We start from the raw sequence: 12,092 nt of genomic DNA, 5'->3' as shown, positions 1-12,092 counted from the left end.
CAGACGGGGTCGCATGAACCATCGCGCAGGGTCGACCGCGGCGTCGACGTGGCAGGGCGCAACGCCCGCCCATCAGCATGTCACCAAAGGCGCCGACCGGCGCCGGCATTCCTCTTCGCCATCCTCCTTGCCATCATGGCGGCCTGATTCTCCATCGCTTCCGGCCCGTCTGGCCTCGCTTGCGCTGTTCGCGGCGGCCGCCTGGATGCCGCTGGCGCATGCGCAGGGCGTGGCGGTCGACGCCCCGCCGGCTCCGGGCGCGGCGGTGCAGGCGGCGGTCCCCGATGGCGGCACCACCGAATTCAAGCTCGCCAACGGCATGCGCGTGATCGTCAAGGAAGACCACCGCGCGCCCACGGTCGCCCATCAGGTCTGGTATCGCGTCGGCGGCATCGACGAGGTCAGCGGCACCACGGGCGTGGCCCACATGCTCGAACACATGATGTTCAAGGGCACGCCCAAGGTCGGGCCGGGCGAGTTCTCGCGGCAGATCGCCGCGCTCGGCGGCCGCGAGAACGCGATGACGAATCGCGACTTCACCATGTACTTCCAGCAGATCGCCAAGCAGCATCTGCCGCGCATGATGGAGCTCGAGGCGGACCGCATGGCCAACCTGGTGATCCGCGCCGAGGACTTCGAACGCGAGATGAAGGTCGTGATGGAAGAGCGCCGGCTGCGCACCGACGACTCGCCGCGCGGCACGGTCTACGAACAGCTGCTGGCCACGGTCTACACCAGCGCCGGCTATCGCCATCCGGTGATCGGCTGGATGAACGATCTGGTCAATATGCGCGTCGACGATGTCAGCGCCTGGTATCGCGACTGGTACGTGCCCAACAACGCGATCCTGGTGGTCGCGGGCGACGTCAATCCGGCCGAGGTGCGGGCGCTGGCCGAGCGCACCTACGGCAGGCTCAAGCCGCGTGCGCTGCCGGTACGCAAGCCGCAGATCGAGCCGCCGCAGAAGGGCGTCAAGCGGATCTGGGTCAAGGCGCCCGCGGAGAATCCCTATCTGGTGCTCGCCTACAAGGTGCCGCGCCTGCGCGACGTCGAGAAGGACATCGATCCGTATGCGCTCGAGGTGCTGGCCGCCGTGCTCAACGGCTACGACAATGCGCGGCTGACGCGCGACCTGGTCCGCACGCAGCGGCTGGCCGACGATGTCAATGTCGGCTACGACGGCATCAATCGCGGCGAGTCGCTGTTCGTGCTCGACGGCACGCCGGCCAATGGCCATACCACCGACGAGATCGAGCGCGCCTTGCGGCAGCAGATCGAGCGGATCGCGCGCGAGGGCGTGTCCGACGAGGAGTTGCGCCGGGTCAAGGCGCAGGTCGTGGCCGGCCAGATCTACAAGCGCGATTCGGTGTTCGGGCAGGGCATGGAGATCGGCGTCGCGGAGATCGCCGGCATCTCGTGGCAGCAGCTGGACCGCATTCTCGAGCGGATCAAGCAGGTCACGCCGGAGCAGGTCAAGACGGTGGCGGGCAAATACTTCAGCGAGGACAACCTGACCGTGGCAACGCTGCTGCCGCAGCCGATCGATCCCAACCAGCCCAAGCCCCAGGCCCCGTCCGGCCTGCGCCACTGAGGACCGCCGATGTTCGCCATGGATTCGCTCTCGTTTTCCCGTCCCTCGGCGCGGCTGCGCCGGGCACTGGCGGTGGCCGCCGGCCTGCTGGCCGGCCTGGGCGCCGCCACCGCGCAGGCCGCCATTCCGATCGAACACTGGACCGCGTCGACCGGCGCCCGCGTCTATTTCGTGCGCAGCCCGTCGATTCCGATGCTGGACATCAACGTCGACTTCGATGCCGGCAGCCGCTATGACCCGCCGGGCAAGGCCGGGCTCGCAACGCTGACGGCCGCGCTGCTCGACAAGGGCACCGGCGCGGTGGAAGGCCAGCCGGCGCGCGACGAAGCGCAGATCGCCGACGCCTTCGCCGATACCGGCGCCAGCTTCGGCGGCGCGGCCGGCGGCGACCGCGGCGGCATCGGCCTGCGGACGCTGACCTCGAACCCGGAACTGACGCAGTCGGTGACGCTGGCCGCGCAGCTGATCAAGGCGCCGACCTTCCCCGAGGCCGTGGTCGCGCGCGAGAAGGAGCGGATGATCGCTGCGATTCGCGAGGGCGATACGCGTCCGGGCGTGATCGCCGACAAGCTGCTGTCCAAGGCCATCTACCCGAACCATCCCTACGGCATGTCGGCGACCGCCGAGTCGGTCGCCTCGGTCACGCGCGCCGACCTGGAGCGCTTCTGGCGCGCCAATTACGCGGCCTCGCGCGCGGTGGTCACGCTGATCGGCGCGATCGACCGCCGCCAGGCCGAACAGATCGCCGAGCTGCTGACGCGCGGGCTGCCCAACGGCGCCGCACCGCCGGCGATGCCGCCGGTCAAGATGGACATCGGCGCCAGCGTACAGCGCGTTCCGCATCCGGCCCAGCAGGCCACCGTGGTGCTGGGGCAGCCCGCCATCGCGCGCGGCGATCCCGACTATTTCGCGCTGCTGGTCGGCAACTATGTGCTCGGCGGCGGCGGCTTCAGCTCCCGGCTGACCGAAGAGGTGCGCGAGAAGCGCGGGCTGACCTACGGCGTCGACAGCTATTTCGCGCCATCCAAGCAACCGGGACCGTTCGGCATCGGCCTGCAGACCAGCAAGGCGCAGACCGACGAGGCGCTGGCGCTGGTGCGGCAGGTGCTCAAGCGCTTCGTCGAGGAAGGGCCGACCGAGGCCGAGCTGAAGGCGGCCAAGGACAATCTGATCAACGGCTTCCCGCTCCGGATCGACAGCAACCGCAAGCTGCTGACCAACGTCGCCAATATCGGCTGGTACGGGCTGCCGCTGGATTATCTGGATACCTGGACCGCGCAGATCGCCAAGGTCGATCGCCAGCACGTCAGGCAGGCCTTCCAGCGCCATGTCCGCCCCGACGCGATGGCTACCGTGATCGTCGGCGGTCCGACCGGCGGCGCGCCGACGGCGGCGGCCCGCTGAGGGTCTTGGGGCCGACTGAGGCTGGTGGCCCGCCGAGCTTGGAGGGCCGGCTGCCCGGCGATTCGCTGAACGCGGTGGTCCGCTAAGCCTATCGGCTGCTGAGCCTGGCGACCAACTGAGCGCGAGGGCCAGCTGAGCGGGGCGGCCGACTGAGCCCGGCAACGCATCGTGGCAGCGCCGATTCGTCGCCCCTTCGTGGACTGGACTCGGTGCGCTGGCGCGCATAGTGTTCCAGCGCCGCCTGCGCGCCGGCGCCAGCCGCCCGCCCGCCAGGCTCTACAATCACGGAATGAGCCCGCGTTCCCCCTCTCCGCAGCCCGCCGCCGGCGGGCGCAGCCAGACCGCCCCCCGTGGGCGCGTTCCCTCGTTCTCCTCCCGCCAGACCCCCGCGCAGGTGCGCATCATCGGGGGCCGATGGAAGCGCACCCCGCTGCCGGTGCTCGATGCCGAAGGCCTGCGGCCCACGCCGGACCGCGTCCGCGAGACGCTGTTCAACTGGCTCGGCCAGGACCTGAGCGGCCAGCGCTGCCTGGACCTGTTCGCCGGCTCGGGCGCGCTGGGCTTCGAGGCCGCCTCGCGTGGCGCCGCCCACGTCGCGATGGTCGAAGCCAATCCGCGCGTGGTGCGCCAACTGCGCGAGAACCAGGAGCGGCTCGGCGCCGAGCAGATCCAGATTCTCCAGGGTGATGCCTTCGCCATCGCGGCCCAGATGCCGGCCGCCAGCTTCGACGTCGTCTTTCTCGATCCGCCGTTCGCCGAAGACTGGATCGGCCCGGCGCTGGCCCATGCCGAGCGGCTGACCCATGCGGCGGGGCTGGTCTATGTCGAATCGGAAAGCCCGCTGAACGGCGCCGATGCGCCGGTGCCCGCGTCGCTGGAAATCGTCCGCCATGCGCGTGCCGGCGCGGTCCATTTCCACCTGCTGCGCCATCGCGGCGCGGCCGACTGAATCCGGCCGCTGGCGCTGCGAGCGCCGGTGCGCGATGATCGCCCAGGGCGCTCGCGCCCGCTCCCCGCGGCGGCTTTCAAGCCGCGCATTTAGGGGTACACTACGCCGCTGTCGCCAACGCTCGCCTGGCGGCATCGGCGCAAGCCGGCTGCAAAGCCGGTGCCGGTGCGGCTTGCCGGTTCACGGCAGCGGGCAGAACAAGGAGGAAGCATGGTCGTCGCGGTCTATCCCGGCACGTTCGATCCATTGACCCGGGGACACGAGGATCTGGTGCGCAGGGCGTCCAATATCTTCGATGAGCTGGTGGTCGGAGTCGCCCATAGTCCCAACAAGCGCCCCTTCTTTTCGCTGGAGGAGCGCATCGGCATCGCCAAGGAAGTGCTGGGCCACTATCCGAACGTGCGCGTCGACGGCTTTTCCGGCCTGCTGAAGGACTTCGTGCGCAAGAACAATGCGCGCGTGATCGTGCGCGGCCTGCGCGCCGTGTCGGACTTCGAGTACGAGTTCCAGATGGCCGGCATGAACCGCTATCTGCTGCCGGACGTCGAAACGATGTTCCTGACGCCGTCCGATCAATACCAGTTCATCTCCGGCACCTTCGTGCGCGAGATCGCGGTGCTGGGCGGCGACGTCAGCAAGTTCGTGTTCCCCTCCGTCGAGCGCTGGCTCAAGGAAAGATCGGCAAGGCCGACTGAGCCGTCGACCGCTGCCTGCGCTGCAGGCCGGGGCCGGCTCGGTGGGCCGGCCCGAAAACGCCTAGAATACGGGGTTCGGAAACCGTCAGGACGCGGCCAGTCGGGCGCGGGCGGACTCCGGCGGCGTATCGCGCGGCGATGGCCGGATAGCAGAAGGAACCACCATGGCGCTGATCATCACCGACGATTGCATCAATTGCGACGTTTGTGAGCCCGAGTGCCCGAACGAAGCCATTTCGATGGGGCCCGAAATCTACGAGATCGACCCCAACAAATGCACCGAGTGCGTCGGCCACTTCGACGAGCCGCAATGCCAGCAGGTGTGCCCGGTGGCCTGCATTCCGCGCGATCCGAACCGCGTGGAGACCCATGAGGTGCTGATGCAGCGCTACCGGCTGCTGACTGCCGCCAAGCACGCCGCCTGAGGCGACTCGCGCTACGCCGCGGCTCTACCAGCCGCCTGCATCGCAAGCCACGGCAAGAACCCCGCATCGACGATGGCGGGGTTTTTTTTACGTCGTTAGCCGCCGCTTCGGGCCGTCTATCCCGCACCCGGATACATCTTCGTAACAATCGCAATCAAAAGTTGTCGGCTCGCAACTCATTGTTAAGCGCTGGCGCTCGCCACCGTGCAACCGTGCGGCATCCCTACAGCTCGGTCGAGCGCCATGCCGCATCTCCTGACCGGAGACCGCTGGACGAGCTGGCGCGCAAGAACGGTATTCGTGGAGACGTTCAAGCGGTTGGGCAGGATGTACCCGCGTATACCGGAGCGCGTTTTTTGCGAGCTATGGCCACTGTTCAGGGCGCTCACCAGGCACGCGAAGCAGGCAGTCCTAGACGAGGCGTTTCATCTCGCCATGGAGCGTTGCCCAAGTTGGGCCGTGATGGTGCTGCCCGAATTTGCGCGTCGCACGATTTATCAGGATGACATCGACGCCGACTTCCACGACAAGCTGCGTCTCTTCGCGGCCCCGCTTTTGCAGGACCCTATTATCAGGAAAGAAACGGAGCTGCTGATCGGCGCCATTGCACAGCGGCTGCACGACAACACGCGGGCGCGGGACGAAACGAGGTGGAAAACCATACTGCAGCTGGTTCCATCGATGACGCCAGTGGATTCAGCCGCCGTGCTGGGGTTGGCCAGGACCGCCCTTCTCATTCGATGCTGTTGGCGAAACCATGGCCAGCAGTGCGGCAGCGGCTTTGCAGCCGTATCACTGATGCGGGACCGGTTCAAGGCGATTCCGTCGGACGTTGCGATCGATGAGTTCGCGGCGTTTGTTTCTACCTCGGACGAGGCGGACTCCGAAGAGCCCCGCATCGCGCAGGACAGGGATCGTCTGCGGAATGCCAAAGACTGTGCCCCCCGACAACGCTGCCAGCAGGAGATTCAAGCGGCCAGGTACGCGCGTCGCGCTGGTCCCTGGTGCGAAACCGCAGGAGGCGGTGCCCAGCGATGGCGATGTCTTGCCGTGGGATGCGCAAAAAACCCCGGAGAAAATCGGCGAAAAGAACCGAAGATGGATCCAAGGGGCTGTAGCGGATCGAGGCACCGGCCAAGGCAGAGGAGGGGACGCTCGATGAGCGAGGGATGCGGTCACATTTCATGTGCAAGCCGGATCGTCGAACAGACAGACGCGCTGCCTCAGGCCCGGCATGTCGCCCTTGCGAATTCGGTCTTGTACTTCGGATGGAGCGGCATTGCGCTATATAAGGCCGGCGCTTTTGCCGAGGCCATCGTCGCCTTCTTCCGCGCCAATCCCTCGTCGTCTGTCTTGACCGCACGATTCAGCACCGATGGTCCGAGGCATGCGATTTCGCAAGCGGCAATGGGATTAAGCACCGCGGCCTCCATTGTGGAAATCGTGATCACGACAATCGTGTTCGGCAGGCACCTGCGCGCGCGTTTGCGAATCGCACGGCAGCTTGTCGCAACCGGTGAATTGCGCGCGATCTTTATTGAGCGAATCGCCCACCAAAAGCGGGCGGCGAGAATATCGAAGGCGATGGCGGTGACGGCCGCTAGCCGTGGAGCGGTTGCCGCATATCCGCCCGACGGCAGCACGTCGGTCCAGCCATGTCCAACCAGCGTCCGAGCCGACGGGGGCGCCATGGCGGTGTTGGCGACCGGCTATCTGCACTATCAAACCGCGCAGATGGACCGCCCGGAAGCCACCGATACCTTGAAGCACTCCTTCGTCATGTTCACGCGCGACGGCGTCTTGCAGGCCGCGGGGGTCGGCTGCAACCTGGCGCTGCTCTGGGACAACCTGAAGGTAAGCGAGCTGCTGCACCTGGCGACAGTGCCAATCCATGCCACGGCGACTGCCATCTGCGGCTTTGCCTTCAGTCTGGGCTGCGGCGCGCTTCATGTCATCGCCGGTGCAGTGCGATGGCGCGACGGACTCAAGAAGCTGGCGGCAGCGAGCGAAGTGCTGAACGCGATAAGGCGCGCCAAAAGAACCGTCAAGGAAGCAAAGGAGAGTCAGCAAGCGGAACTGGTCGACGCAGCGACGGTTGCCGAGTCCTTGCTCTCGCATGCCAAGCGCAACGAACGGCGTGCCGAGGATGACGCCAGGCACCAGATCCGCCTGGGAAAATGGCGGATGACCTATGGCGGGGCGGCGATGGCAGTCGGTGGGATTTCGCTGGCGCTTTTTCTTGTCGCGGGTGGAGTGTCGACCGGTGGCATCCTCTTTGGCATCGTCGGTGGCCTGGTATTGGCGGGATGGACCTTCTATGCGGGATATCGCCATCGTCACGCTGCGAGTTCCATTCAGGCCGCGATCGAGAAGGGAAACAATGTCCTCACGGCGGGGACGGGCACTCGGCCGGAGAAGGCGTTGGATGAACAGCCGGACACGCAGCCGCTGTCGCTTGATGACGCCACCGAGCAGGCGATTCGCTTGCTCGACAGGACGCGCAATCCCCATCCGAATGCGCGCAGGTTGATCAAGCAAACGTTGAAGGAGTTGGGCGTGAGCCCCGGGGGATCTTTGGCCGCTGCGGTACTGCTCATCGGATCCCGCCGCCAGGAACCCTGTCATCGAGGAACTGAAAATAAGGATCCACAACCTCGTGGACGGCGATGGTGCACGGTGCGCCGCCGAAAAAGGTTGGCGCCCGATCGGGAAGCCAAGCCTGTGGCGGTATCGTGAACCGCCTGCGAACCACAATGGCAACTCGCACCGACTCACCGCAGGCGTCGGCGGGCGGCCGCTCAAGCCATCATTTGCCCGAATGCAACTGCATCATCGCGCGTTCGGCCTCGCCCTTGGCGAGCAGCGACACGGGCGCAATACTGCGGTCGATTGCCTCGTCGATCGCCTGCTGCTCCTCGCGGCGCGGGGGCTTGAGCACGAAGTTGACGACGTCCTCCCGATCGCCGGCTCCGCCGGCGTTGCGCGGATGTCCCACGCCGATGCGCAGGCGCCAGTAATCCGGCGTCGACAGATGCGCCGAGATGTCCTTCAGGCCGTTGTGTCCGCCTGAGCCACCGCCGCGCTTGAGCTTGACCGCGCCGGCCGGCAGATCCATCTCGTCATGCGCGACCAGGATCTCGTCGGGCAGGATCTTGTAGAAGCGGGCGAGCGACACCACGGCCAGGCCCGAGCGGTTCATGAAGGTCGACGGCTTCAGCAGCCAGATATCCTGATCCCACAAGCGCGCGCGCGCCGCCAGCCCATGGAAGCGGCCTTCCACGCGCGGCGTGGCGCCGGCCATGCGGGCCAGCTGGTCGATCAGCCAGAAGCCGGCATTGTGCCGGGTGGCTTCGTATTCCGCCCCGGGATTGCCGAGGCCGACGATGAGCTTGATCATGGTGCAAACGGGTTCGGTGGCGGACACGCACGGCATCCGGGACGCGGCGCAGCAGGAAAGCATACGCGAAAAAAACCGCCGGACGAACCGGCGGTCTTTGTGGCGGCGCCTGTCGGTACGACAGTGCCGCCGGGTCAGCCGAGGGCTGGCGCCGATCAGGCAGCCGGCGTCTCGCCTTCGCCTTCGCTGGCTGCTTCCGACACGCCGCCGGCCGGCAGGGCGATGCTCGCCACGGCGGGGTTGTCGTCGCCGTGCGTGATCGGGGTCACGCCCTTCGGCAGCTTCAGGTCCGACAGGTGAACGGTCTGGCCCAGTTCGACCGCGCCCATGTCCACTTCGATGAATTCCGGCAGGTCGCCCGGCAGGCACGACACTTCCAGTTCATTCAGGATGTGGTTGATGATGCCGTGGCCCAGCTTCACGCCAGGAGCGGTTTCCTGGTTCATGAAGTGCAGCGGCACCTTGACGTGGATCTTCTCGGTGGCCGACACGCGCTGGAAGTCGACGTGCAGCACCAGCGGCTTGAACGGGTGCATCTGGAAGGCGCGCAGCAGGGCCTTCTCGGTCGTGCCGCCCACTTCCAGGTCGAGGATCGACGAGTGGAAGGCTTCCTTCTTCAGCGCGTGGAACAGCGCGTTGTGATCGAGCTCGATCATCTTCGGTTCGGCGGTGCCGCCGTAGATGATGCCGGGGGTCTTGCCGGCGTTGCGCAGGCGGCGGCTCGCACCCGTTCCCTGTACGCTACGCTCGAAAGCGATGACTTTCATTGTGCACTCCAAAAAGTAAGAGGGCTGCCCGCGACCAGACAGCCCGATGAACCGGCGCCAGGTACGGTGACCGGGCGCCTCTGCGTCGCATTGCCGCTTGCGGACAAGCCGGCGGACGCGACAAAGCCTTGAATTCTAACAGGAAGCTCAGGAATCGGCGAACAGCGACATGATCGAGTCGCCCTTGACGATCCGGGTGAACGTCTCGGCCAGCAGCGAGGCGGTCGACAGCTGGCGGATCTTGCCGGTCTGGCGGGCGTCGTCGCGCAGCGGAATGGTGTCGCAGACGACCACTTCGTCCAGCGCCGAGTCCGCGATGCGGGCGGCCGCGCCGCCGGACAGCACCGGGTGGGTACAGTAGGCGAACACCTTCTGCGCGCCGCGTTCCTTCAGCACCTGGGCCGCCTTGCACAGCGTGCCGCCGGTGTCGATCATGTCGTCCATGATCACGCAGTTGCGGCCGTCGACTTCACCGATGATGTTCATCACCTCGGCCACATTGGCCTTGGGACGGCGCTTGTCGATGATGGCCAGGTCGCAGTTCAGCTGCTTGGCCAGCGCGCGGGCGCGCACCACGCCGCCCACGTCGGGCGAGACCACCAGCAGGTCGCCGTAGTTCTTTTCGCGCAGATCGCCCAGCAGAACCGGCGAGGCGTAGATGTTGTCGACCGGGATATCGAAGAAGCCCTGGATCTGGTCGGCGTGCAGGTCCATCGTCAGCACGCGCTCGACACCGGCCACTTCCAGCATGTTGGCAACCACCTTGGCCGAGATCGCGACGCGCGCCGAGCGCGGGCGGCGGTCCTGGCGGGCATAGCCGAAGTAGGGCATGGCGGCGGTGATGCTGCGTGCCGAGGCGCGCTTGAGCGCGTCGACCATCACCATCAGTTCCATCAGGTTGTCGTTGGTCGGCTGGCAGGTGGACTGCAGCACGATCACGTGCTTGCCGCGGACATTTTCCTGAATTTCGACCTGGACTTCGCCATCGGAGAATCGGCCCACCAGCGCCTTGCCCAACGGAATGCCGAGGTGCTGCACGACAGCCTCCGCGAGTTTGGGGTTGGCGTTGCCGGTGAATACCATCAAGCCGTCGCTACTCATGAGGGGCACCTGTCTTGCTGCTGGGGGAGGGTCGCCGGCGCTGCCGGCGACGGATTCTGCAGATCTGCGAGGAATGTAATGGCAGGGGGAGGAAGGATTCGAACCCTCGAATGCCGGAATCAAAATCCGGTGCCTTAACCGACTTGGCGACTCCCCTACACAACCGGGACCGTTCTTCGTTGCGCCGACTGCCACAACGCCGAACGAAAACTTGCTATGCGAACGCTGCGAGCGGATGGCGCGACAAACTTCTCACGCATCTGCCATCCCATTCGGATGGCAACCGGTCGAGCACCTGTTGCGCAGTTTGCGCGTCACGATAACGTGCAAACACACAGGCACCGGAGCCGGTCATCCTCGCCTCGGGACTGAATTGTTTCAGCCAGGCAAGGGCTCGGGCAACTTCGCCGAACTTCGCTGTCGCTATCGCTTCCAGATCGTTGCGACCGAAACCGAATTTGTTTGTGCAAGCAGCGAAGTCCGCAATTATGGAGATGGGCGTATCCCTTGTCAAGCGTTCGTCCGAAAAAATTGCTGCGGTCGGCACATGCTGGCGTGGATGAATGACCACGAACCAGCTGTCCGGCAGGTCGACCGCGGTCAGCTCCTCGCCGATCCCCTGGGCGAAGGCGTTCTGGCCGAACACGAAGAACGGCACGTCCGCGCCCAGGCTCAGGCCGATCCGCATCAATTGCTCCCGTGCCAGGCCCAGGCCCCACAGCCGGTTCAGCGCCAGCAGCGTGGTGGCGGCGTCGGACGAGCCGCCGCCGATGCCGCCGCCCATCGGCAGCGCCTTGTCCAGCGCGATCTCGACGCCGTACCGGGTTCCCGTCGCCGCCTGCAGGGCCCTGGCCGCGCGCACCACCAGGTCGCTGTCGGCCGGCACGCCGGGCACGTCGGTCACGCGCAGTACCGCGCCGTCATCGCGGCGCTCGAAATGCAACGTGTCGCTCCAGTCGATCAGCTGGAACACCGTCTGCAGCGTGTGATAGCCGTCGGGGCGGCGGCCGGTCACATGCAGGAACAGGTTCAGCTTGGCCGGGGCGGGGCAGTCGCGCAGTTGCGCGGGGGGCAAGGGGGCCGACATCGGGCGATCAATGCGAAGCCGGAGCGTCGATCACCAGCTTGACCGACATCGGCCCGCCGGCGCCGTCGCGCGCCAGGTCGATCCGGCGCGGCAGCGTTTCGGCGCCGTCCGGCGCGGCCTGCCAGGCCGCGTAGCGCACGGTCCAGCCGTTCTGCGACAAGGTCTCGAGCCGGCCCTGCGCGTCGCGCGTGGCGCTGGCCGGGGCGCCAGGCGCGGGCCGCGCACGCAGCCAGTCGCGCATGCCGGCCACCGGCAGCGCGAAGCCCAGGCTCTGCTCGAGCAGCGCATCGACCTGGGGCGCGTTGCGCGGCGGTTCGTTGGGCAGATCCAGCGTCGCGCCCGAGGGCGTCGCGGTGACCACCGCCAGCGTCTGGCCCAGCGGCGAGATCAGGTCCAGCCGCACGTTGTCGCCCTGTTCGCGCCAGTGGAAGCTGCCCTGCACGCCTTCGTCGCGGCCATAGCGAACGTAATTGGCCGCAAAGCGCCCCGTCAATTCGCTGGCGCGGGCACCGGCGGCGGCATCGAACTGGCGCGACGGCGTGACGCTGGCGCAGGCGGCGAGCCACAGCGGCGCGGACAGGCAAAGCAGGGTCAGGGTACGGCGGGATCGGTCCATGCGCAGAACGGAGATCGAGGCCGGGTCACGGCGCGCGTTGGCGCGGACCGTGCCGGCGAT

At 66.7% G+C, this 12,092-nt stretch carries 10 protein-coding genes, 1 tRNA gene and 1 pseudogene; 6 read left to right on the top strand and 6 right to left on the bottom strand.

Annotated features, from left to right (window positions below; translation table 11 throughout):
• Positions 1 to 205: 205 nt before the first annotated feature.
• From OJJOAM_RS07040 to OJJOAM_RS07015, 6 genes and pseudogenes are all read left to right on the top strand, one after another.
• Complete coding sequence (locus tag OJJOAM_RS07040) at positions 206 to 1,591, top strand: M16 family metallopeptidase (RefSeq protein ID WP_422649319.1); 1,386 nt, start codon at positions 206 to 208, stop codon at positions 1,589 to 1,591.
• Positions 1,592 to 1,609: 18 nt separating this feature from the next.
• Positions 1,610 to 2,995: a M16 family metallopeptidase gene (locus tag OJJOAM_RS07035; RefSeq protein ID WP_422649526.1), complete on the top strand. Its 1,386-nt coding sequence runs from the start codon at positions 1,610 to 1,612 to the stop codon at positions 2,993 to 2,995.
• 289 nt (positions 2,996 to 3,284) lie between these two features.
• Positions 3,285 to 3,944: a 16S rRNA (guanine(966)-N(2))-methyltransferase RsmD gene (gene rsmD, locus OJJOAM_RS07030; protein ID WP_422649318.1), complete on the top strand. Its 660-nt coding sequence runs from the start codon at positions 3,285 to 3,287 to the stop codon at positions 3,942 to 3,944.
• A gap of 210 nt (positions 3,945 to 4,154) precedes the next feature.
• A pseudogene (coaD, locus tag OJJOAM_RS07025) lies at positions 4,155 to 4,631 on the top strand (pantetheine-phosphate adenylyltransferase); the annotation flags it as partial.
• Between the two features lie 172 nt (positions 4,632 to 4,803).
• On the top strand, positions 4,804 to 5,064 hold the full coding sequence (locus tag OJJOAM_RS07020; protein ID WP_149320103.1) for a YfhL family 4Fe-4S dicluster ferredoxin: 261 nt from the start codon (positions 4,804 to 4,806) through the stop codon (positions 5,062 to 5,064).
• Positions 5,065 to 5,307: 243 nt separating this feature from the next.
• The gene (locus OJJOAM_RS07015; RefSeq protein WP_422649317.1) at positions 5,308 to 7,800 is read left to right on the top strand and encodes a hypothetical protein; all 2,493 of its coding nucleotides are present in this window, start codon (positions 5,308 to 5,310) and stop codon (positions 7,798 to 7,800) included.
• Between the two features lie 70 nt (positions 7,801 to 7,870).
• On the opposite strand, the gene pth is transcribed toward OJJOAM_RS07015, so the two are convergent.
• The 6 genes from pth to lolB form a co-directional block, all read right to left on the bottom strand.
• Positions 7,871 to 8,461 (bottom strand): aminoacyl-tRNA hydrolase, encoded by a 591-nt coding sequence (gene pth, locus OJJOAM_RS07010; RefSeq protein ID WP_422649316.1) that lies wholly within the window; start codon positions 8,459 to 8,461, stop codon positions 7,871 to 7,873.
• Positions 8,462 to 8,616: 155 nt separating this feature from the next.
• Positions 8,617 to 9,228: a 50S ribosomal protein L25/general stress protein Ctc gene (locus OJJOAM_RS07005; RefSeq protein ID WP_053821027.1), complete on the bottom strand. Its 612-nt coding sequence runs from the start codon at positions 9,226 to 9,228 to the stop codon at positions 8,617 to 8,619.
• A gap of 147 nt (positions 9,229 to 9,375) precedes the next feature.
• The gene (locus OJJOAM_RS07000; protein WP_149320107.1) at positions 9,376 to 10,329 is read right to left on the bottom strand and encodes a ribose-phosphate pyrophosphokinase; all 954 of its coding nucleotides are present in this window, start codon (positions 10,327 to 10,329) and stop codon (positions 9,376 to 9,378) included.
• A gap of 79 nt (positions 10,330 to 10,408) precedes the next feature.
• Positions 10,409 to 10,486, bottom strand: a tRNA-Gln gene (locus OJJOAM_RS06995).
• A 57-nt stretch (positions 10,487 to 10,543) separates the two neighbouring features.
• Positions 10,544 to 11,416, bottom strand: a complete 873-nt coding sequence (gene ispE / locus OJJOAM_RS06990; RefSeq protein ID WP_422649315.1) for a 4-(cytidine 5'-diphospho)-2-C-methyl-D-erythritol kinase — start codon at positions 11,414 to 11,416, stop codon at positions 10,544 to 10,546.
• Between the two features lie 7 nt (positions 11,417 to 11,423).
• The gene (lolB, locus tag OJJOAM_RS06985) at positions 11,424 to 12,032 is read right to left on the bottom strand and encodes a lipoprotein insertase outer membrane protein LolB (RefSeq protein ID WP_422649314.1); all 609 of its coding nucleotides are present in this window, start codon (positions 12,030 to 12,032) and stop codon (positions 11,424 to 11,426) included.
• Positions 12,033 to 12,092 lie beyond the last annotated feature (60 nt).

Source organism: Cupriavidus sp. H18C1 (assembly GCF_049311595.1).
GTDB classification, from domain to species: domain Bacteria; phylum Pseudomonadota; class Gammaproteobacteria; order Burkholderiales; family Burkholderiaceae; genus Cupriavidus; species Cupriavidus cauae.
This window is presented reverse-complemented; position numbering and strand designations above follow the sequence as displayed.